Origin of the sequence: Phocaeicola plebeius, from assembly GCF_003437535.1 — a bacterium.
In the GTDB taxonomy this organism is placed as follows: domain Bacteria; phylum Bacteroidota; class Bacteroidia; order Bacteroidales; family Bacteroidaceae; genus Phocaeicola; species Phocaeicola plebeius_A.
Genome location: NZ_QSQT01000008.1, coordinates 96637 through 117840 on the forward strand (window position 1 = coordinate 96637; position 21204 = coordinate 117840).

General features: G+C 49.2%; 23 protein-coding genes. 16 read left to right on the forward strand and 7 right to left on the reverse strand.

Annotated features, from left to right (window positions below; translation table 11 throughout):
- Nucleotides 1-115 precede the first annotated feature (115 nt).
- From DXD04_RS05635 to DXD04_RS05645, 3 genes are read left to right on the forward strand one after another with little or no spacing between them, the layout of a single operon-like run.
- Entirely contained in the window at nucleotides 116-442 is a 327-nt protein-coding gene (locus DXD04_RS05635) for a hypothetical protein (RefSeq protein ID WP_117671615.1), read from the forward strand.
- Nucleotides 443-480: 38 nt separating this feature from the next.
- Nucleotides 481-2748: a BT4734/BF3469 family protein gene (locus DXD04_RS05640; protein WP_117671617.1), complete on the forward strand. Its 2268-nt coding sequence runs from the start codon at nucleotides 481-483 to the stop codon at nucleotides 2746-2748.
- Between the two features lie 16 nt (nucleotides 2749-2764).
- Nucleotides 2765-3181 carry a DUF5675 family protein gene (locus DXD04_RS05645; RefSeq protein WP_117671619.1) on the forward strand — a complete coding sequence of 139 codons (417 nt, stop codon included), beginning with the start codon at nucleotides 2765-2767 and terminating at the stop codon, nucleotides 3179-3181.
- Between the two features lie 46 nt (nucleotides 3182-3227).
- Here DXD04_RS05645 and DXD04_RS05650 read toward each other — a convergent pair whose 3' ends face one another.
- Nucleotides 3228-4139: a helix-turn-helix domain-containing protein gene (locus DXD04_RS05650; protein ID WP_117671621.1), complete on the reverse strand. Its 912-nt coding sequence runs from the start codon at nucleotides 4137-4139 to the stop codon at nucleotides 3228-3230.
- Nucleotides 4140-4309: 170 nt separating this feature from the next.
- On the opposite strand from DXD04_RS05650, the gene DXD04_RS05655 reads away from it, so the two are divergent.
- The 3 genes from DXD04_RS05655 to DXD04_RS05665 are packed head-to-tail and all read left to right on the forward strand — an operon-like array spanning nucleotide 4310 to nucleotide 6661.
- Nucleotides 4310-4525: a hypothetical protein gene (locus tag DXD04_RS05655; protein ID WP_117671623.1), complete on the forward strand. Its 216-nt coding sequence runs from the start codon at nucleotides 4310-4312 to the stop codon at nucleotides 4523-4525.
- A 14-nt stretch (nucleotides 4526-4539) separates the two neighbouring features.
- Nucleotides 4540-5646 (forward strand): aldo/keto reductase, encoded by a 1107-nt coding sequence (locus DXD04_RS05660; RefSeq protein WP_117671625.1) that lies wholly within the window; start codon nucleotides 4540-4542, stop codon nucleotides 5644-5646.
- 19 nt (nucleotides 5647-5665) lie between these two features.
- On the forward strand, nucleotides 5666-6661 hold the full coding sequence (locus tag DXD04_RS05665) for a flavin reductase (RefSeq protein WP_117671678.1): 996 nt from the start codon (nucleotides 5666-5668) through the stop codon (nucleotides 6659-6661).
- A 76-nt stretch (nucleotides 6662-6737) separates the two neighbouring features.
- Here the strand turns inward: DXD04_RS05665 and DXD04_RS05670 are convergent, their stop codons facing one another.
- Genes DXD04_RS05670 through lon form a run of 3 tightly spaced genes read right to left on the reverse strand, consistent with a single transcriptional unit; the run spans nucleotide 6738 to nucleotide 11545 of the window.
- Nucleotides 6738-7913, reverse strand: coding sequence for an LptF/LptG family permease (locus DXD04_RS05670; RefSeq protein WP_117671627.1), 1176 nt, complete (start codon nucleotides 7911-7913; stop codon nucleotides 6738-6740).
- 21 nt (nucleotides 7914-7934) lie between these two features.
- Nucleotides 7935-9065, reverse strand: a complete 1131-nt coding sequence (gene tgt / locus DXD04_RS05675) for a tRNA guanosine(34) transglycosylase Tgt (RefSeq protein WP_022053960.1) — start codon at nucleotides 9063-9065, stop codon at nucleotides 7935-7937.
- Nucleotides 9062-11545, reverse strand: a complete 2484-nt coding sequence (gene lon, locus DXD04_RS05680; protein WP_117671629.1) for an endopeptidase La — start codon at nucleotides 11543-11545, stop codon at nucleotides 9062-9064. Before lon ends, tgt begins: the two co-directional genes overlap by 4 nt.
- A gap of 186 nt (nucleotides 11546-11731) precedes the next feature.
- Here lon and DXD04_RS05685 point away from each other — a divergent pair, with 186 nt between their 5' ends.
- Entirely contained in the window at nucleotides 11732-12448 is a 717-nt protein-coding gene (locus DXD04_RS05685; protein WP_117671631.1) for a tRNA1(Val) (adenine(37)-N6)-methyltransferase, read from the forward strand.
- Between the two features lie 10 nt (nucleotides 12449-12458).
- Here the strand turns inward: DXD04_RS05685 and DXD04_RS05690 are convergent, their stop codons facing one another.
- A complete protein-coding gene (locus tag DXD04_RS05690; RefSeq protein WP_117671633.1) occupies nucleotides 12459-13493 on the reverse strand; it encodes a diacylglycerol/lipid kinase family protein in 1035 nt (344 codons plus the stop codon).
- 225 nt (nucleotides 13494-13718) lie between these two features.
- On the opposite strand from DXD04_RS05690, the gene spt reads away from it, so the two are divergent.
- Both spt and DXD04_RS05700 read left to right on the forward strand, forming a co-directional pair.
- Nucleotides 13719-14906: a serine palmitoyltransferase gene (gene spt / locus DXD04_RS05695; RefSeq protein ID WP_117671635.1), complete on the forward strand. Its 1188-nt coding sequence runs from the start codon at nucleotides 13719-13721 to the stop codon at nucleotides 14904-14906.
- Between the two features lie 272 nt (nucleotides 14907-15178).
- Nucleotides 15179-15712 carry a ferredoxin domain-containing protein gene (locus tag DXD04_RS05700; protein ID WP_007558229.1) on the forward strand — a complete coding sequence of 178 codons (534 nt, stop codon included), beginning with the start codon at nucleotides 15179-15181 and terminating at the stop codon, nucleotides 15710-15712.
- On the opposite strand, the gene DXD04_RS05705 is transcribed toward DXD04_RS05700, so the two are convergent.
- Complete coding sequence (locus DXD04_RS05705; protein WP_117671637.1) at nucleotides 15699-16508, reverse strand: Cof-type HAD-IIB family hydrolase; 810 nt, start codon at nucleotides 16506-16508, stop codon at nucleotides 15699-15701. The two genes, DXD04_RS05700 and DXD04_RS05705, sit on opposite strands and share 14 nt — an antisense overlap.
- A 351-nt stretch (nucleotides 16509-16859) precedes the next feature.
- Between DXD04_RS05705 and DXD04_RS05710 the strand changes: the two genes are divergently transcribed.
- Complete coding sequence (locus DXD04_RS05710) at nucleotides 16860-17531, forward strand: MgtC/SapB family protein (protein ID WP_007558233.1); 672 nt, start codon at nucleotides 16860-16862, stop codon at nucleotides 17529-17531.
- A gap of 48 nt (nucleotides 17532-17579) precedes the next feature.
- Here DXD04_RS05710 and DXD04_RS05715 read toward each other — a convergent pair whose 3' ends face one another.
- Nucleotides 17580-17798: a winged helix-turn-helix domain-containing protein gene (locus DXD04_RS05715; protein WP_040312359.1), complete on the reverse strand. Its 219-nt coding sequence runs from the start codon at nucleotides 17796-17798 to the stop codon at nucleotides 17580-17582.
- Nucleotides 17799-18050: 252 nt separating this feature from the next.
- On the opposite strand from DXD04_RS05715, the gene map reads away from it, so the two are divergent.
- The 6 genes from map (at nucleotide 18051) to DXD04_RS05745 (ending at nucleotide 21202) form a co-directional block, all read left to right on the forward strand.
- On the forward strand, nucleotides 18051-18905 hold the full coding sequence (gene map / locus DXD04_RS05720; RefSeq protein ID WP_007558235.1) for a type I methionyl aminopeptidase: 855 nt from the start codon (nucleotides 18051-18053) through the stop codon (nucleotides 18903-18905).
- A 15-nt stretch (nucleotides 18906-18920) separates the two neighbouring features.
- Nucleotides 18921-19943, forward strand: coding sequence for a tRNA (adenosine(37)-N6)-threonylcarbamoyltransferase complex transferase subunit TsaD (tsaD, locus tag DXD04_RS05725; protein WP_022053950.1), 1023 nt, complete (start codon nucleotides 18921-18923; stop codon nucleotides 19941-19943).
- Between the two features lie 20 nt (nucleotides 19944-19963).
- Nucleotides 19964-20464, forward strand: coding sequence for a CinA family protein (locus tag DXD04_RS05730; protein WP_117671639.1), 501 nt, complete (start codon nucleotides 19964-19966; stop codon nucleotides 20462-20464).
- 104 nt (nucleotides 20465-20568) lie between these two features.
- On the forward strand, nucleotides 20569-20829 hold the full coding sequence (gene rpmB, locus DXD04_RS05735) for a 50S ribosomal protein L28 (protein ID WP_007558239.1): 261 nt from the start codon (nucleotides 20569-20571) through the stop codon (nucleotides 20827-20829).
- 19 nt (nucleotides 20830-20848) lie between these two features.
- On the forward strand, nucleotides 20849-21037 hold the full coding sequence (gene rpmG, locus DXD04_RS05740) for a 50S ribosomal protein L33 (RefSeq protein ID WP_005841291.1): 189 nt from the start codon (nucleotides 20849-20851) through the stop codon (nucleotides 21035-21037).
- A gap of 9 nt (nucleotides 21038-21046) precedes the next feature.
- Nucleotides 21047-21202, forward strand: a complete 156-nt coding sequence (locus DXD04_RS05745) for a DUF4295 domain-containing protein (protein WP_007558249.1) — start codon at nucleotides 21047-21049, stop codon at nucleotides 21200-21202.
- Nucleotides 21203-21204: the final 2 nt, after the last annotated feature.

Consider the following 21204-nt stretch of genomic DNA (forward strand, 5'->3'; position numbering starts at 1 on the left):
GACACACAGGTGGTTGCGGAATTTTTTTATTTATAAACCGGGTTGCGGAGACGGGAGAAACTCATGAGACTGGCGGCCGCCTTCTTTCTCTCTTCACCCATAAACCAGGAATTTTATGACGATTAATTTACAGATTTCAGATACCGTTTATCGGCGTCTTTTGGCCGGACACGGCCGTATTCAGGGCACTATCGGACTGGTAAGCCCTACAGAAGGTAATTTCAATGAACATGTACGCCAGGCTCCTGCGCCGGGTACGAAGTACATTAAGTTGCGCCACGGAAGGGCTTCGGTGGGAGGCGAACGGGTCCGGCTTACTCTTAGTATTGGTCTTGACGAAGCGGGCGTTGTGCCCTCTGATGCTATTACCGATGAAAGCCGCCAAGCAAGCGATTTTGTGGATAGTGCGCTCGATACGTTCAATGATACTTTCGGATGGTAAGCTACATTATTTTTTAATTCATAAACTCAAATCATTATATGTTTGGAATAAGCAACAATGTCAGAAGCCGGGTGGTGCGCGTATGTACCCCCGAGCTCTTCCACCAGGTAGTCCACTCGCCGCTGGTGGGCAGGATATGTGCCGAGATAGCCGATGCACTTGAGGCGATGCGGCGCGGCGAAATGGCACCGGAAGATTTCGATACCCTGAAAAGTGAACGCAAGAAGCAGCTTCCCATCTTTACCCCTCATGCCACGTTTCCTGGCGGACGTCGCCTGAACTCCGATGCCGTGCCCAGCGGTCTGTCGATGTACGATGTGGACCATATCCCTGCCCCGCGCGAATTTTTCCGCGAGCACGTGGCCGCACGGGTTCGCGAGCTGGGCATCGTGCTGGCCCACGTCACACCTTCTACCGAAGGACTCCGCCTGTTTTTTGTCATCCCACCGGGCATGGGGCTGGAGGAAGCCCAGCGCTGGATGTCGCATCAGCTGGACGACGGCACCTACGACCAGTGCGTGAAGGACTATGCGCGGAGCTCGTTTGCCGTGCCTGCCGACTACATCCTTTACCTGGACGAAGCGGAATTGTTTCGTGAGCGGGAAGTGCAGAAAGCGAAATCCCACGAAGAAGCGGACATTGGAAGCATATCTTCCGCCCGTAATCCGGCGGGCAATTCCGTAGATGAGCTCTCGTTCAAGGGCATCCCTTATGCCGACCTCATCGCCCGCTGGTTCCGCCTGACGGGAGGGGAGCCCGTGGCGGGTGAGCGCAACGACCGCCTTCACCGCCTGGCTTCTCACCTGCGTTACATTACCGACAACGACGAATCGCTCCTTCTGCGCATCATGCCCCGCTACGGGCTCGACGAGGAGGAAATGCGGGCACTCATCCATTCGGCCTGCACGTCGAAGTTCTGCTCCATGCCTCGCCTGATGAAAGACGTGCTCCGTCAGGAGGAACAGGAAAGGATGCACACCGAAACGGAGGTCCACTCCGGCAAGTCCGTTCCGCCGCCCATGCCCCGCAAGCTTCCGCCGCTCATCCGTCTGCTCGTAAGCCGCACGCCCGAAATCTACCGTCCGGCCGTGGCGCATGCCGTGTTTCCCTCGCTGGCCGCCCACCTCTGGAAGGTGAGGTTCCGCTACATCGACAATGTGGAGCACGAGGCTACGCTGATGAACGTGCTCATGGCCGGAACGGGTGCCGGAAAAGATTGTATCTCGGAACCTATCAACCGTATCATGGCCGACATCCGCCTGCGCGACGAGGAGAACCTGCGCCGTGAGCGGGAATGGAAGAAGGAGGTGAACTCGAAGGGAGCCAACAAGGACAAGCGCCAGCGTCCCGAGGGACTGGTGATTCAGGAAATCGATGCGGACATGACGAATCCGGCCTTCGTGATGCGTACCGCCGAGGCGGAGGGGCATTTCCTCTATACGAAACTGAACGAGATTGACCAGTTCGACGCGCTTCGTGGAAGCGGACGGGGAGGCCAGCAGTTCCAGATTATGTGTCTGGCGTTCGATCCGGGCAACCGTTACGGGCAGACGCGTGTGGGCACGCAGAGTGTGACCGAGAAGGTGACCATCCGCTTTAACTGGAATGCGGCCACCACCATTCAGAAGGGCAAGCGTTATTTCTCGCGGGTGCTGACCGACGGACCTGTGTCGCGCATCAACTTCTGCACTATCCCCGAGCGGGAAATCGGGGCAGACATGCCCGTGTATGGCACGTACGACGCTTCGTTCGACGAGCAGCTCCGTCCCTTCATCGAGAACCTGACGAAGGCACACGGCAGGGTAGATTGTCCGCAGGCCTATCGTCTGGCCGCGAAGCTTCGCGAGGAGAATGCCGAGTTTGCCCGCCTTTCGCAAAGCCGGGTGTACGAAAATCTGTCGTTCCGTGCCAACGTCATTGCCTGGCTCAAGGCCTGCGTGCTTTTCGTGGCCTCGGGCTACCGCTGGGACAAGACCATAGAGGATTTTGTGCGCTGGAGCCTTCAGTATGATATGTGGTGCAAGATGGAGTTTTTCGGAGCCGCTATCGAGGAAGCGCAGGGAGGGGGTGCGGATGCCCGCACACCGGGGCGGCGCAACTTGCTGGAGCTGCTCCCCGACGAGTTCTCGCTGGCCGACGCCATACGTGTGCGCCAGTCGGAGGGCATGGATGCGGAAGGGGTACACGGCATGCTCCGCCAGTGGGTGCACCGGCGTTACGTGACAATTGTGACAAATGACAATTACTCAAAGCTTAAATACCGCAAGGATGGGAAGGTGGTTAAGCCCGATAAATCAAACGCTTAAAAAGAGATTATAGCTTATGGAACTGATACTGACTCGTGTATGTAAAAACAAGGATTATACGGAAGGGCGGATAGAGATAGACGGAACTCCGTTCTGTGATACACTGGAACCTACCTGGCGCGACGTAGGGTGGGGACACCGGGGGCGCAAGGTGGAAGGACGTACGGCCATTCCCGAAGGCCGCTATCCGGTGGTCATCACCCGTTCGCCCAGGTTTGGCGAGTGGCTTCCGCTGCTCCTTCACGTTCCCTTGTTCGAAGGCATCCGCATTCATGCAGGCAACTCGGTGCACGACACCGCAGGATGCATCCTCGTGGGATGCCGCCGGAAACCCGGCTTGTTGCTTGATTCCCGTCTCTGGGTGTATCGCCTGAAACGGAAAATCGTGGAAGCGAAGGCACGCGGAGAGGGTGTGTGGATAGTGGTGAAATAGCCGGTGACTGACACCTGAAGGAGAAATAGCCTGGTGGCTGACGGGTTCAGCAGCCGGGCTTTTTCTGTATCTGTCTGAGGTAGTCGGTCGGGGTATATCCGCAGAACTTCTTGAACATACGGCTCAGGTGCTGGGGGTATTCAAAGCCTAATTCGTAGGCTACCTGCGAGATGCTTGCCCCGCTGGCGAGCTCGTTCTTCACTCGCTGGATGAGGTCCTGGCGGATGTAGTTACTGGCCGTGTCCCCGGTCATCTTCTTGATAAGGTCGCCGAAATAGTTGGCCGACATGCATAGTTTGTCGGCACAGTATTGCACGGTGGGCATGCCCGAGGTAAGCTGGATTTTCTCTTCGTAGTAATCGCGCAGGAGCTGGTCGAACTTCATGAGCATGTCCGAGTTGACCAGCTTGCGGGTGATGAACTGGCGGTTGTAGAAACGCTGGCAGAAGTTCAGCATCAGTTCGATGTAACCCACGAGGATGGCATCCTGAAGCGCGTCGTGCTTTTTCTGTAGCTCATCTTTTATCTGGCGCATCAGCGACACGAGGATGTCGTGCTCCTCGTCGGTCATGTGCAGGGCTTCATTCACGCGGTAGTCGAAAAATGAATATTCCCTGATATGCTTCTCCAGTGCCGTGCCCTGCAACAAATCGGGGTGGAAGAGCAAGGCCCATCCCGTCAGGTTGACCAGCTCGCCGTTGTCCTCCTTTCCCCCTATCTGTCCGGGAGCCACGCAAATGACGGTTCCTTCCTTGTAGTCGTATTTGCCGCAACCGTAGGCCAGGTCGATGTTCGCCTCGTCGTGAAAGAAGATGCCATACACACTATAGTTGTTCAGGCAATGGCGTACGGGAGACACTTCTGCATAGTCAATGACGCTGACCAGCGGATGTGTGTCCGTGTGTCCCACCCACTGGCTATAGTCTCCTACATTCCTTATTTTCAAAATCTTGCTCATAACCATTCTTTTGTTTTCGTCGGGATGTCCCTTCACAAAAATACATTATCTCAGCCAATTGGCCGCACGTGAGCAGGCAAAATCCGTAAAAACGGTACGACCTTCCGTGGTATTGTTACGCTCTTCTGCCCGTGCAGGGGTAATTTTGCCGTATCAAGAAAACAAGAAAGATGGATAAACCAATAGACATTCCCGCCAATTTATACAAGGATGAAGTGGTCTGCTTCATGGCCGACCGTTATCGCACGACTACGGAAAGAGTGATGCAATGTTTTTTAGTGCAGGAAACCGGGATTCCCGTGCCTGAAAAGGAAAGCCTCCCTTTCCGCCTGACGGATAACGAAATGGAAATTTTACGAGAGTTGTTGAGCCGTAGTGGCTCGTAAAAAAGATTCAGATTATGGATAGAAGAGATTTTTTGAAGATGTCGTCTGTAGCCGCCTTTTCCGCGGTATGTGCATGGACCGGTGTATCGAAGGTTTTCTCCCAGTCATCGGATGGTAAGGGGCAGTCTGTACGTGGAGATATGGAACATCGCAATCTGGGCGGACTGGATGTATCGGCTATCGGGCTGGGCTGTCTTCCCATGGTGGGCTACTATGGTGGACGGTATGAAAAGAAGGATATGATTGCCTTGATTCGTCGGGCTTATGATCAGGGAGTTACTTTTTTCGATACGGCAGAGGTGTACGGCCCTTACACCAGTGAAGAGTGGGTAGGCGAGGCACTTGCTCCTTTTCGTGACAAAGTAAAAATCGGTACGAAGTTTGGTTTCGGGGTGGAAGAGAAGCAACCCACAGCCTTGAATAGCCGGCCTGACCATATTTGCCGGGCAGTGGAAGGTTCATTGCGACGCTTGCGTACGGATCACATAGACTTGCTTTATCAGCACCGTGTGGACCCGAAGGTGCCGATGGAGGAGGTAGCAGACACGGTAAAGAAACTTATGCAGGAAGGAAAAGTCTTGCACTGGGGATTATCGGAAGCCAGTGCGCGTTCTATTCGTCGGGCACATGCCGTTTGTCCGCTTTCGGCCGTACAGAGCGAGTATGCCATCTGGTGGCGCGAACCGGAGACCAAAATATTCCCTACGCTGGAAGAACTGGGCATTGGTTTTGTTCCATATTGTCCGTTGGGAAGGGCCTTTCTTACGGGAGTGATTCATGAGGAAAGCCGTTTTGAGAAACCCGACCGGCGGGCCACATTGCCGCAATTCACCCCTGAAGCCTTGAAGCATAATATGCCGCTTGTGTCACTTGTGTGTAAATGGGCAGAGCGAAAGAATATTACTCCTGCCCAGTTTGCCTTGGTGTGGATGCTTTCGCGTAAGTCATGGATTGCTCCCATCCCAGGCACAACGAATCCGAACCACCTCGATGATTTCTTGGGAGCAGCTCATGTGCGGCTTACGGCTTACGAGATGGAGGAATTTGACAGGGAATATTCACAAATAGACCTTATGGGGCATCGTGCCGATCCGTTTACCGAGAGTCAGATTGATAAGTAACAGAAATAATAAGAATGCTATGCTAAAATTTATTCAGTATGTATGTTTGTTGTTCCTTGTGTGCTCCTGTAGCACGAGGAATGAAGAAAGTGTGATATTGCAAAATGAAACGGATATGGAAAAGAAAAATTTAGGTTCGGTACTGGCGCTTTATCCCAAACCGATGACGGTGGTTGGGGCGGTAGTCAATGAAAAAGTAAACTGGCTTGTAGTGGGACATACTGGAATTATTGGGCATGACCGTATTCTTCTGAGTATGAGTAAACATCATTATACCAATCAGGGAATAAGGAGGTCAAAGAAATTGTCTGTAAACCTTGTGAGCCGTGAAATGTTGCCTGCGGCTGATTATGTGGGAAGTGTAAGTGGAAATTCGGTGGATAAATCGACGGTGTTTGACTATCATTTTGGAGAGAATGGTACTCCGGTTATTGACAAATCACCATTAACCATGGAATGTGATGTGGTGGATATTTATGAAACCGAGGGATTTGACAATTTTATTTGTTCCATAGCTAATACCTATGCAGCTCCAGAAGTGCTCGGTCAAGATGGGAAACTGGATTATACCCGATTGAAACCTGTGTTGTTTGAGTTTCCGACGTACTCGTATCTTGCTACGGGAGAAATAATCGGCAAGTGTTTGAACTTAGACAAAAAGCCCGGCATGTGTGCCAAACTTCCGATGTCGCCCGATGGTATTGTGAGGTTATCGAAAATAGAAGTGTATCCGGAGTTTATAAAGGAATATATGCAATATGCGGTGGAAGTGGGTGAGATTTCATTACGTACTGAACCGGGGGTATTGACCATGTATGCCGTTGCCGAAAAGGAAAATCCGTGTAAGGTTACGATTCTTGAAACCTATGCAAGTGAGCAGGCTTATAAATCACATATTGCGTCGGAGCATTTTCAGAAATATAAACAAGGAACAAAGCACATGATTAAAACGTTGGTCTTATCGGATCAGACTCCTCTTAATCCGCAGAGTCAGGTAAATAATTTCATTCAATAGAAGCGATTGAATCGTTATAATACAGAATCTCCTCACAAATCCATGAATCGTGGTGATTTGTGAGGAGATTTTCTTTTTATTTCGGTGCCTTGCGGTAGAGATAAATCGCAATGAACAGATACAGGATGTTCGGAATCCACACGGCCAGGTTCGGATGCGCGTTTCCGTTGATGGCGAAGGTGGACGAGATGGTCTGGAACAGGATGTAGGAGAAGCTCAGTGCGATACCGATTCCCAGGTGAAGTCCCATACCTCCTTTCCGTTTTTGTGACGAAAGCGAGAGCCCGATGACCGTCAGGATAAAGGCCGCAAACGAGGTGGCGATGCGCCGGTAGTATTCCACTTCGAACACCTTGATGTTGGCGAAGCCTCGTTGCTTCTGCTTGTCGATGTACTCCCGTAGCTGGGGACTGGTCATCGTTTCCTGCTGGCCGCGCGTGATGAGGAAGTCCTGCGGCTCCATGTTGATGATGGAGTCCAGACGGTCGCCCCGGGTGATGGTTTCACGCATGCCCTTCATCTCACGGATCATGTAGTCCTTGATAATCCAGCGGTGCACGGTGGTGGTGTCGTACGTAATACGGCGGGCCGTGAGGTGCGATACCAGCTTGTGGTCTTCAAACTTGTCGAGCGAGAAGCGGTAAGCCGTCTTGTTGTAGTCTTCGTAGCGCTCCATGTAGGCAATGACACCTGTATCTACCTCCAGCTGGATATTGCGCACGTAGTCTGCCCGCTTCTTGTTCTTGTACACTTGCTCAAACTTCAGTCGGGTGACGCTACCGGTAGGAATCACCTCGGTACTCAGCACGTAGGTGACCAGTGCGATGATGGCGGCCGAAATCATGTAGGGCACCATCAGGCGCTTGAAACTCATTCCGGTGGAGAACATGGCGATAATCTCGGAGTTCTCTGCCAGCTTCGACGTGAAGAAAATCACGGCAATGAATACGAACAACGGACTGAAGAGGTTCGTGTAGTAAGGAATGAAGTTCAGGTAATAGTCGAAGATGATGGCACTGATAGGCGCCTTGTTGTTGATGAAGTCGTCAATGTTTTCATTGATGTCGAACACCACGGCGATGGAGATAATCAGGGCGATGGCAAAAAAGTAGGTGCCCAGGAACTTCACGATGATGTACCTGTCCAGCCGTTTCAACCATTTCTTCTTGAACGGGTTTCCTTTTAAATTTTTCAGTTGTTCCTTTCCGGCTTGCAGGTAGGAACGGAACAACTGGAACACATTGTGTTTCATATTTATCGTCGTAAACTACAATTACAATCGGGTAGATAAACGTTTCACCATGGCCGGTTTCCAGGTAGAGAAATCGCCGGCGATGATGTGCTTGCGGGCTTCGCCTACGAGCCAGAGGTAGAAGGCCAGGTTGTGGATGGAGGCAATCTGCATGGCCAGCAGTTCCTGTGCGTGGAACAGGTGGCGCAGGTAGGCACGGCTGTACATCGTGTCTACGTAAGATGCTCCGTCGGCTTCGATGGGCGAGTAGTCGTTCTCCCATTTTTTGTTGCGCATGTTCATGATACCGTCTTTGGTAAAGAGCATGCCGTTTCGTCCGTTACGGGTCGGCATCACGCAATCGAACATGTCCACACCGCGTTCGATGCCTTCCAGGATGTTGACCGGAGTACCTACACCCATCAGGTAGCGGGGCTTGTCCTTAGGCAGAATCTCGTTGACCACCTCAATCATCTCGTACATCTTCTCGGTAGGTTCACCCACGGCCAGTCCGCCGATGGCGTTACCGTCGGCATTCTTTGAGGCGATATATTCGGCTGACTGGCGGCGCAAGTCAGGATATACGCATCCCTGCACGATGGGGAAGAGTGACTGGTTGTAGCCGTACTTGGGCTCCGTTTCGTTGAAGCGGGCACAACATCTGTCCAGCCAGCGGTGAGTCAGTTCCATGGACTTCTTGGCATAGTTGTAGTCGGAAGTACCGGGGGCGCACTCGTCGAAAGCCATCATGATGTCGGCACCGATGGTACGCTCGATGTCCATCACCCGTTCGGGAGTGAACAAGTGTTTTGAGCCGTCAATGTGCGAGCGGAACTCCACGCCCTCTTCGCGCAACTTGCGGATGCCAGAAAGAGAAAATACCTGGAAGCCGCCGCTATCGGTCAGCATCGGACGGTCGAATCCGTTGAACTTATGGAGTCCGCCAGCCCCCTCGATGATGTCCAGTCCGGGACGCAGGTAGAGGTGGTACGTGTTTCCCAGGATAATCTGAGCCTTGATGTCGTTCTTCAGCTCGTGAAGATGCACGCCTTTCACCGTACCCAGTGTGCCCACCGGCATGAAGATAGGGGTCTCAATCTGCCCGTGGTCTGTTGTAATCAGACCAGCGCGGGCATTCGATTTGGGGTCCGTATATTGTAATTCAAATTTCATTGTGCAGGGTTTTCTTTGTTTTTATCTTCTTTGATGGTAAAGTCGATGGCATCGGCCACCTTCTCGTCGGTCAGTGCCAGGCGGAGCACCTCCTTGATGTCCTTCACGTAGTGGAAAGTCATTCCGGTGAGGTACATCGGCTGGATTTCATTGATGTCCTTGCGGTTTTCCTCGCACAGGATGATGTCCTTGATGCCGGCACGTTTGGCCGCCAGGATTTTCTCCCGGATACCGCCTACGGGAAGTACCTTTCCGCGAAGGGTGATTTCGCCCGTCATGGCCAGGTTGGCTTTCACCTTGCGCTGGGTAAGTGCAGAAGCCAATGAAGTAACCATGGTGATACCGGCAGAAGGTCCGTCTTTCGGAATAGCTCCTTCCGGTACGTGGATATGGATGTTCCAGTTGTCGAAGATACCTTCGGGCAAATCCAGCAGGTGGCTATGTGCTTTCAGGTACTCCAGTGCCAGCATGGCCGATTCCTTCATTACCGAGCCCAGGTTACCGGTCAGGGTCAGTTGTCCCTTTCCACGGCTCAGGCTGGTTTCTACGAACAGAATCTCACCGCCTACGGCCGTCCAGGCCAGTCCCGTCACTACGCCGGCATATTCGTTGCCCTGGTATTTGTCGCGGGAATATTCCTGTGCGCCGAGGAACTTCTCGATGTCTTTCGGCTTCAGCTCATGTGTGCCGGTAAACTCATCGCTGGCAATTTCCAGTGCGATTTTACGCATCACCTTGCTGATTTTCTTTTCCAGTTCACGCACACCGCTTTCACGGGTATAGTTCTCGATGATGTATTCAATGGCCGCCTTGCTGAACTTCACGTGTTCCTTCTTCAGTCCGTTCTTCTCCATCTCTTTCGGAATGAGGTGACGGCGGGCGATTTCAATCTTCTCTTCGGTGATGTAACCGCTCACTTCAATCAGCTCCATACGGTCGAGCAACGGCGATGGGATGGTACCCAGGTTGTTGGCCGTAGCGATGAACATGATGTTCGACAAGTCGTAGTCAATGTCAACGTAATTGTCGTGGAACGTGTTGTTCTGTTCCGGGTCGAGCACTTCCAGCATGGCCGAACTCGGGTCGCCGTGGCTATCGCTGCTCAACTTATCAATCTCATCCAGAATGATGACCGGATTCGATGTTTCCGCTTTGATCAGGCTCTTGATGATACGTCCCGGCATGGCACCGATGTACGTCTTGCGGTGACCGCGGATTTCGGCTTCATCGTGCACGCCACCCAGTGACATACGCACGTATTTCCGTTTCAGAGCCGTGGCGATGGAACGTCCCAAAGAAGTCTTTCCTACTCCCGGAGGACCGTAGAGGCAGATGATCGGCGACTTCAGGTCACCTTTCAGCTTCAGCACGGCCAGGTGCTCCAGAATACGTTCTTTCACCTTCTCCAGTCCGTAATGCTCCTTATCGAGTATCTTCTTGGCATTCGGAATGTCGATGACATCCTGTGTATACACGCCCCACGGAAGTGAGAGCAATGTCTGAAGATAAGTCAGTTGCACGTTATAGTCGGGCGATTGCGGGTTGATACGTTCCAGTTTGGACAGCTCACGCCCAAAAGTCTCTTTTACTTCCGGTTTCCAGCGTTTCTTTTCTCCCTTCTTGCGAAGTTCGTCAATTTCGTCATCCTGTCCGTTGCCCAGTTCATCCTGAATGTTCTTGATTTGTTGCTGGAGGAAGTACTCACGTTGCTGGCGGTCGAGTTCCTCACGCGTACGCATCTGGATGCTCTGTTTCAGAGTGGCCAGCTGGATGTACTTGTTCAGCAACTGGATAAGGCGGTACAACCGGTCTTTCAGGTTGTTCGTTTGAAGCAATTCGTACTTCTCGTTGATAGGGAAGGGGAAATTGCCGGAAATGAAGTTGACCAGTACCTCGTTGTTGTCCAGGTTCTTCAAGGCGAAAGAAGTGTCGGGCGAAATTTCATCGGACAATTCAATTACCTTGGCACTCAACTCCTTGCAAGTGTCAATCAGTGTCTTGAACTCATCGGATTTCTCGTCCTTCATGTCCTCTTCAATCACCGAAACCTTACCCTTCAGGAAGGGGCGGGTAGAAGTGATTTCTTCCAGTTGTACCTTCGGACCCGTAGCCTGAAGGATGGCCGTAATGGTTCCTCCCGGCATTTCGAACACCCGGAGCACCTTGCCGATTACCGCAATGGGGAACAAATCCTTCTGCTTGGGCGAGTCTACCTCACTCACCTTCTGCGTGGTAATGATGATAGGCTCTTTGCTCTGAAATGCCTGGTTGACTAATTTCAATGTGGGTTGCCGGCCTACGCTGACGGGCATGACAATAGAGGGAAATATCATAAGGTTGCGCAGGGGCATGACGGGCAGTTCTCCCGTGAGGTCATCCGTTGCATTGTCCACCGGAAGCGTTTCAATTTCTGCCATCATCGGAATGTCATTACCTTCTGCACTTACCAGAATCTCGTTGTTTTTTGTCTTTTTTACCATACTTGTTTTCTCTTCTGAATTAAGAAGCTTTTTTATTACTCAAAAACGGCACAAAGTTAATCATTCCGCATGTAATTTGGAAACTATTTGTGTCAAATACCTCTTTTATTATGTAAAATAATGGCAGGTTGAAGCGTTTTCTATGGGGATTTCACTATTTTTGGCGTAAATTTTTAGACATAAGTTATGCCAAATCCATATTTTCAATTCAAGCAATTTGTAGTTTTTCATGATAAGTGTGCCATGAAGGTAGGCACCGACGGCGTGCTGGTCGGCGCATGGGCGCAAGTGGACGGGGCACGGAAGGTGCTTGACATTGGTACCGGAAGCGGATTGATTGCCTTGATGTTGGCCCAGCGGAATCCGGATGCCTTTGTAACCGCAGTTGATATTGACGAAGCGGCCGTGGAGCAGGCCCGTGAAAACGTGGCCCGTACGCCCTGGTCTGACCGGATGGAGGTAGAGCGGCTTGATATACGGAAGGCACCGGAAGAATGGAACGGGTGTTTTGATGCCATCGTGTCGAATCCTCCGTATTTTGTGGAGTCCGTGAAATGCCCTCAGGCACAGAGAAATACGGCCCGGCATACCGATGAACTGGACTTTTACGCTTTGTTATCGAAAGTCTCGGTTTTGTTGTCCGAAAAAGGTAGTTTTTCGGTGGTACTTCCGGCTACGGCATCGGCCGATTTTGTGGCTTTAGCCCTCGGGAAAGGTTTGCATCTTTTGCGGCAGACCTGGGTGCATCCCCGCCAGGAATTGCCCGCCAAGCGTGTGCTGATGGCGTTCGTGAAGCATCCTTGTGCGCAGACGGAAATCACGCACCTTCCCATCGAGACGGAGCGTCATGTCTATACACCGGAGTTTAGTGAACTGGCCAGAGATTTCTATCTGGCCTTGTAAGATGAAATGATTATTTCTTCGACAAGCGTCTCAGGATGTGATGGTTCAGCATCAGGAGTTGCTTGTGCTTCTGGGCAATGGCCGAAGTGATGGGACGTCGTCCGATAAAGTCGGTGAAGTGCTGGAGAATGTTCAGCGGGGGAGAAGGCATCTGTTTGGGACGTATCGGCGCGATAACGTGTAGCCCCTGGTGAATGATTTCCACCTTCAGGTCTTTTCCGCCCATCATCGGGTCTCCGTCAAAATGGAACACCCCCTCCTTTGCACGGTGTATGATGATGCTCTTGTCCTTCATCGTTTTGATACGGCTGTTCTGGTCGAGTGTCCGGTTGAACAACTGGAATGAAAGAGAAGGTACATCCAGCACGGTAAACGGCTCCAGCACCGTGATGTCCATCATGCCGTCGGTCAGCGAGGCTTGCGGGGCGATGTAGGCATTGTTGCCATATTGCGATGCATTGGCACAGGCTATCAGGAATGCCTTGTAGCGTACGGTACCTGTAGAGTTCTCTATTTCGTACGTTTCCGGTTCATACGTCAGGCTTTCGTGCAGGGTATTTTCCAGGTAGGTCAGCAGACCTCTTTTCCCGGAATCGGCAAATTTCAGGCTTACGAAGGCATCGAATCCCACTCCGCATGTACAGAAGAAGGGGTGGTTGTCAATGATACCGTAGTCTATCGTCTTCACATTTCCAGCATTGAGCACATTGATGGCCCCTTTCGGTTCCATAGGTATATGCAGATGGCGTGCAAGTCCGTTTCCCGAACCGCATGGAATAATCCCCATCGCGGTATTGGTATGGATAAGCGCCCGTCCTATCTCATTGATGGTACCGTCTCCGCCGATGGCCACTACGATGTCCGTATGTTCGGCGGCGGCGTGTGCGGCTATCTCGGAAGCGTGACCTGCATATTCCGTTTTCCGGATAGAATAATCATATATAGAATGATTCAGTTCTTTTTCAATAAGTCGTAGGATGAATTCCTTTCCGTGAGTGCCGGATATGGGGTTTACCACAAAGGTGATTCGCTTTTTTGTCTCCATAAACCTGTTTCCTTAAAATTTGGGAGTACAAAAATAATATTATCTTTCATAGTTTAGGGTAAATTGCCCCTATAATTGACGTTCTTGTTATTTTTTTTCAGGGATTCGTGTCGGAATTTTGAGTTTTTTGTATCTTTGCACGTTCTTAATGAAAATGATGTAACGAAACGGTTGCAAAAGTAATGAAGTTTAATGTAAGCTGGGATGCTTACCAGATATTAGAATATGGGATTATTACAAGAAAAATTAAGTAAATTCAGAGTACCTCAGATGTACATGGAAAGAGGTGTCTATCCGTACTTTCGTGAAATAGACAGTGCCCAGGATACAGAGGTAATGATGGACGGAAAGAAAGTATTGATGTTCGGTTCAAATTCCTATATGGGTCTGACTCATGATCAGAGAATCATCGACGCGGCTATTGCTGCTACTCGCAAATATGGTACAGGATGCGCGGGTTCTCGTCTGTTGAATGGAACGCTGGATATTCATGTAGAACTTGAAAAAGAACTTGCAGAGTTCGTCGGTAAAGATGAAGCATTGTGTTTCTCTACCGGATTTACGGTTAATGAAGGTGTGATTCCTCAGTTGGCCGGACGTGGCGATTACATCATTTGTGATGACCGTGACCATGCTTCTATCGTGGACGGACGTCGTCTTTCTTTTGCTACCCAGCTGAAGTATAAACACAACGACATGGATGCCCTGGAAAAAGAGCTCCAGAAGTGTGAACCGGATGCCATCAAACTGATTGTGGTGGATAGCGTGTTCTCTATGGAAGGTGATTTGGCTAACTTGCCGGAAATCGTTCGCCTGAAGAAGAAATACAATGCCAGCATCTACGTGGACGAAGCACATGGTCTGGGTGTGTTTGGAAGACAGGGACGAGGCGTGTGCGACCATTTCGGCGTAACGGAAGACATCGACCTGATTATGGGTACATTCAGTAAATCACTCGCTTCTATCGGTGGTTTCGTGGCAGGTGACAAGGACGTAATCAACTGGTTGCGCCACAATGCCCGCTCTTATATATTCCAGGCAAGTAACACACCGGCTGCTACGGCTGCAGCAAGAGAAGCCATCCATATTTTCAAGACAGAACCGGAACGTCAGGAACGTTTGTGGAAAATCACCAACTACTCTCTGAAACGTTTCCGTGAGTCAGGCTTTGAAATCGGTGAAACAGAAAGTCCGATTATTCCTTTGTACGTACGCGACACGGACAAGACTTTCGAAGTAACCAAGCTGGCCTTCGACGAAGGAGTGTTCATCAATCCGGTAATTCCTCCAGCTTGTGCTCCTCAGGATACGCTGGTGCGTTTTGCATTGATGGCTACTCACACCAAAGAACAGGTGGACTTCGCTATTGAAAAATTGATTAAGTGTTTCAAACAATTGGATATACTTAAATAATCACATTTTTACATTGACCTTTTTAAGGAATTGAAAGGAGGTATTTACTATGGGAGCTGCCGGTAATAAAAAACCGAAGGGTATGCATAAAAAACATGCTCCGGCTTATCAAGTAGAAGAGGCCATTCATGAAAATGACCTGAAAAAAGGAAAAAAGAAATAAATCCGTAGCGGATTTATCGAGAAAGGGTTATATTTAGAGCATCTGATGCCTTATGGCAAAAGCTCGGATATAACCCTTTTTGTATGTATGTTTTTAACTTTAATGGAATATGATACTGAATGAAAGAGACAGCCGTCATGAACAAGTGTTGCAGGTGGCGCAACAAATGATGACGGCGGCACGTACAGCTCCCAAAGGAAAGGGGGTAGACATTATTGAAGTGGCCATGGTGACGGAAAGCAACATCCGTATCCTTTCTGATACGATGAAGCAGATGTACGAAGACAATGGTTTTAAGTTTTTCCTGCGCGATGCAGATAACATTCTCCAGGCAGAGTGTGTGGTGCTGATAGGTACGCGCTCGCTTCCGCAGGGGCTGGATTGCGGACATTGCGGATATGAACATTGCGGAGACCGCAAAAAGGGAGTGCCCTGTGCCATCAATAGTGTGGATGTAGGAATTGCCATCGGTTCGGCTTGTTCGGTAGCGGCCGACCATCGGGTTGATACGCGTGTGATGTTCTCGGCCGGTCTGGCGGCCCAGCAACTGGACTGGCTGGATGGATGCACCCAGGTGTACGCCATACCCGTGAGTGCATCATCCAAAAATCCGTTCTTCGACCGGAAGCCTAAGACAGAATAAATTTTTCAGCCGCGTAGGCCACGCCGTCTTCTTCATTGGACAAAGTGATGAAGTCGGCGTTTTCTTTTACTACCTCCTGTGCATTAGCCATGGCGATACCCAGTCCGGCGTATTGAATCATGGACAGGTCGTTGAATCCGTCGCCGATGGCAATCATTTCCTCACGGGTAAGTCCGATTTCCTTCAGGAGAACGGCCAGCGACTGGGCCTTGTCGATGCCCTTAGGGACCAGTTCCAGGAAGTAAGGCTCTGAGCGGAAAACACCCATGCGGTCCTTCAGATGTTCGTACATCTCTTTCTCCAGCTCGGCCAGTCGGGTCGGTTCGCCCACAATCAGGCATTTGGCAATCGGATGTTTCACGGCATCCAGGAAATTGTCTACCTTCTTTATTTTCATGACATTGAGCAACGCCTCTTTGAGCACATACTCATCGTCCGGTTTCTCGGTCAGTACGTATTCCCCGTCGTAAGTCACAATGGCAAAGTCGTTCTTCTTGGCGCATTCGTAAAGGTAGGGAAGCACATCGTGGTCGAGCAGGTTCTTGTACATCAGCTCCTTCGTTTTCCAGTCGATGATTTCTCCGCCGTTGTAAGCCAGAATGTAGCCTTCATATTTTTGCAGTTCCAGTTGCTCGGCCAGCGGGGCAATGCCGTACGTGGGTCTTCCCGAGGCCAGTACAATTTTCACTCCTTGCTCCTGAATCTTGAGCAGTGTTTCTTTGGTGTGAGGGGTAATCTTTTTCTGCTTGTTGGTAAGCGTTCCGTCGAGGTCTAATACTAATAATTTATATTTCATAAAGTTATGCTGTAAAATCGAGCGTAAAATTACGGAAAAAAACGAAACTACGGAAATGTAAGAAAAGAAAAGGTGTGGTGAAAAGAAACGGAAGAATTTGACCTGAAACCACTTGGACATTCTGTAATAGAGAAAATGTCAGGGGGATGTGAGGAAACTGTTTGTCCGTATTCTATGTTTCTCAGAGCTAAACTGTATGTTTTCCGGACGGGAAACGTATGTTTCTGCGTTGGAAAACGTATGTCTCCGCTTTGGAAAACATAGAATAAACAAATACGTATTCTTGTCCGTGTGCTTGGGTTTTCAGATGTTTTTTCGTATCTTTCGGAAAGAACTTTTAGCTGGAAGTATATGAATATTTACGTAGATTTTTCTTTAAGGTTGTTTGTGGCCGGTCTGATGGGGGTGCTTATCGGGCTTGAGCGGGAATACCGGGCAAAGGAGGCGGGTTATCGCACGCATTTCCTGGTGGCACTGGGCAGTGCGTTGCTGATGATTGTGTCGCAATACGGCTTTATGGATGTGCTGGAGAAGGATTTGGTGCGCCTGGATCCGAGCCGTCTGGCTGCCCAGGTGGTCAGTGGTATCGGTTTTATTGGGGCGGGTACCATTATCCTGTTGCAGAAGCAGGTGGTGCGAGGGCTGACTACGGCAGCCGGTGTGTGGACTACGGCCGGAATCGGACTCGCGGTAGGGTCGGGCATGTATATGATAGGTATTCTGGCTACTTTCCTGGTATTAGCAGGATTGGAGGTTCTCAGCTACTGTTTTAAAAGTATAGGAATGCGAAGTATGATTATCGAGCTTACGGCAGAGAATTCCGAGGCCTTGAAAGCCCTTTCCGGCAAGTTCAGTTCCGAGAATTTTCAGATTACCTCCTACGAGATGAACAAGGTGTATGAGAACAACCATGAAGCCTATCGCATCACAATGGTAATCAGGGCAAAAAGAGTGAATGAGGAAGGATTGCTCTTGATGATGCTTCATGAGTTTCCCGATGTGACGGTGAACCGGATTGTCTGACATAAAACCAAAATACCACCAGAGCCTTTTCTCTGATGGTATTTTGTGTTAGCCGATATAGACATTGACATGTAAAAACAAGCGGTCGTGCTGCTCGTCAATGTCAAAATCTATTTTGTCTTCACGGGCCAGCCATCCGATAGCCGCATTCAGGTCTCTGTCTGACAGGCCGGATGCGTGTTTAAGCTTGTCGTACTCCCAGTGGGCATTGTCGGAAAGGAGTTTCCACACGATACCCGCATTTGTTCCGATTTGGTTTTTGTTCATCATAATTCCAAAAATAATGTAGTTATTGTAATGTAGTAGCTGAGCGAAGATATAAAAATTTGTTGTTGTAACAAATCTTATGCTAACAAAATAATATTGGAATGGCGTGTTTTTCTTTTCTCTTAATTGTTTTAATGATAATATTACAGAAATGTGACAATGCGCCTGCAAATTCCAGCGTTTTTTATATCGCTTCCCGTACGCTATTCCATTTTTTTCTTATACCTTTGCACATAAGTAAAAAAGACGATTATGAAGAGACATAAGATAAACTGGAGGGTGCCCAAAGGGGCGGAACTGACGGAATTGGACAAGAAAGTGCTGTTTTATCAGGATAAAGGGCATTTGGTTCCGACTCGCCAGTTGATTAAGACTCCGGAACAGATTGAAGGAATTCGTCGTAGCGGCGTAATCAATACGGGAGTGCTCGACCTGGTGGAAAAGGAAATCCACGCTGGAATGAGTACGGCCGAAATAGACAAGCTGGTGTATGAGTATACCCGGGACCACGGAGCCATTCCGGCAACCTTGGGGTATGAGGGATTTCCGAAGAGCTGTTGTACTTCCATCAATGAGGTGGTTTGCCATGGAATTCCGAGCGAAGAGGAAATTCTGGAAGAAGGCGACATTATTAATGTGGACTGTACGACGATTCTGGACGGTTATTATGCCGACGCTTCACGTATGTTCATTATCGGAAAAACCACTCCGCAGAAAGAAAAACTGGTGCGTGTGGCAAAAGAATGTCTGGAAGTCGGTATGGAAGCAGCCCGTCCTTTCGGCTTTGTGGGAGATATCGGCCATGCCGTAGAGAAACACGCGAAGAAGAACGGATTTTCAGTGGTCCGTGATTTGTGCGGTCACGGTGTGGGAGTAGAGTTCCACGAAGAACCGGATGTAGAACACTTTGGCAAGAAGGGTACAGGTATGTTGCTTGTGCCGGGCATGGTGTTTACCATCGAACCGATGATTAATATGGGAACCTGGGAAGTCTTCATTGACGAAGAAGACGGATGGACCGTGGTGACGGAGGATGAGCTTCCTTCCGCACAGTGGGAACACACTTTCGTAATGACGGAGCAGGGACTTGAAATATTGACCTATTAATAATAGAAGAATGTTATGAGTACAATAATATTAGGAATAGAATCTTCTTGTGATGATACTTCTGCGGCAGTGATAAAGGATGGCGTATTGCTGTCGAGCGTGATTGCCAGCCAGGCGGTGCACGAAGCTTACGGAGGAGTGGTTCCGGAACTGGCCTCACGTGCACATCAGCAGAATATTGTTCCGGTGGTGCACGAAGCATTGAAACGTGCCGGAGTGGCAAAGGAAGATTTGAGTGCCATTGCCTTTACTCGCGGACCGGGTCTGATGGGTTCTTTGCTGGTAGGAGTGTCTTTTGCCAAAGGACTTGCCCGCTCGTTGGATATTCCGATGGTAGAGGTGAATCATTTGCAGGGCCATGTGCTGGCGCACTTTATTCAGGAGCCCGACGGTGAAAACGTACAGCCTAAATATCCTTTTATCTGCCTGCTGGTTTCAGGAGGAAACTCTCAGATTATCCGTGTGAATGCGTATAATGATATGGAAGTGCTGGGACAGACTATCGACGATGCGGCAGGAGAGGCTATCGACAAGTGTTCCAAGGTGATGGGGCTGGGCTATCCAGGTGGTCCGATTATCGACAAGCTGGCGCGTCAGGGTAATCCGGAAGCCTTTAAATTCAGCAAACCGCATATCCCGGGCTATGACTATAGCTTTAGCGGACTGAAAACCTCTTTCCTGTACTCGCTCAGAGACTGGATGAAAGAAGATCCCGATTTCGTAGAACATCATAAGACGGATTTGGCTGCTTCGTTGGAAAAAACGATTGTAGACATTCTGATGGATAAATTACGTAAGGTAGTAAAGGATACAGGCATCAAGGAAGTGGCCGTAGCCGGAGGAGTATCGGCAAACAACGGCCTGCGAAACGCTTTCCGTGAACATGCGAAAAAATATGGCTGGAACATTTTCATACCGAAGTTCGGGTATACTACCGACAATGCGGCCATGATCGCCATTACGGGATATTATAAGTTTTTGGACAAGGATTTTTGCACTATAGACAAACCCGCTTATTCACGGGTAACCATTAAGTAACAATTTAGAGAAAACAGATTATGTCAGTAGAAACCAAAACACTAAGTAAGGAGATAAGTGAAATTTTCTGGAGAGAAGGCTATACATTGGCTACTGCAGAAAGTTGTACGGCTGGTAACGTGGCAGCCATCATAACTGCTATCCCAGGTAGTTCTCGTTTCTATAAAGGTGGGGTTATTGCCTACTCAGATGAGGTAAAGAAAACGCATTTATATGTAAATGCCGAAACACTGGAACAGCATGGGGCGGTAAGTGAAGAAACCGTTGTGGAAATGGTAAAGGGTGCCATCAAGGCTTTGGATGTGGATTATGCAATGGCTACATCCGGAATTGCCGGTCCTGGCGGAGGAAGTCCGGAAAAGCCGGTCGGTACGATTTGGGTAGCAGCCGGAACAAAAGATGCGGTGCTTACAGCTAAATTGACCGAAGATGAAGGCCGTGAGAAAAATATTCAGGCTGCAACGGCAAAAACCCTCCAATTGTTGTTGGAATTATGCCAAAATCAGGGAAAAGAGGAGTAAAAGTTCAATTTATTGGAAAAAGATTTGTTTATATAAAATAAAATCACTTACTTTGCACTCCGTTTGAGAGAACCATGGAATAAAACTATAAAAACTAGATAGAAATGTCGAAAATTTGTCAAATTACCGGAAAGAAAGCCTTGATAGGCAACAACGTTTCACACTCTAAGAGAAGAACAAAAAGAACTTTTGATGTGAACTTGTTTACAAAGAAATTCTACTATGTAGAACAGGATTGCTGGATTAGCCTGAACATCTGCGCTAACGGCTTGCGAGTTATTAACAAAAAAGGCCTGGATGCAGCGCTGAACGAAGCGGTAGCAAAAGGTTATTGTGATTGGAAAACTATCAAAATTATTGGTTAATTAAAAGGAGAGAAAGACTATGGCTAAGAAAGCTAAAGGAAACAGAGTACAGGTAATCCTTGAATGCACAGAAATGAAGGATAGTGGTATGCCGGGAACTTCTCGTTATATTACAACTAAGAATAGAAAAAATACCACTGAAAGATTGGAGTTGAAGAAATACAATCCGATTTTGAAAAGAGTAACAGTTCATAAAGAAATTAAATAATAACAGACCATGGCAAAGAAAACAGTCGCAACCCTTCAGACAGGTAAAGAAGGACGTTCTTATACTAAGGTTATCAAAATGGTTAAGTCTCCGAAAACTGGTGCTTACGTTTTTGATGAACAAATGGTTCCTAACGAAAAAGTACAGGACTTCTTCAAGAAATAATT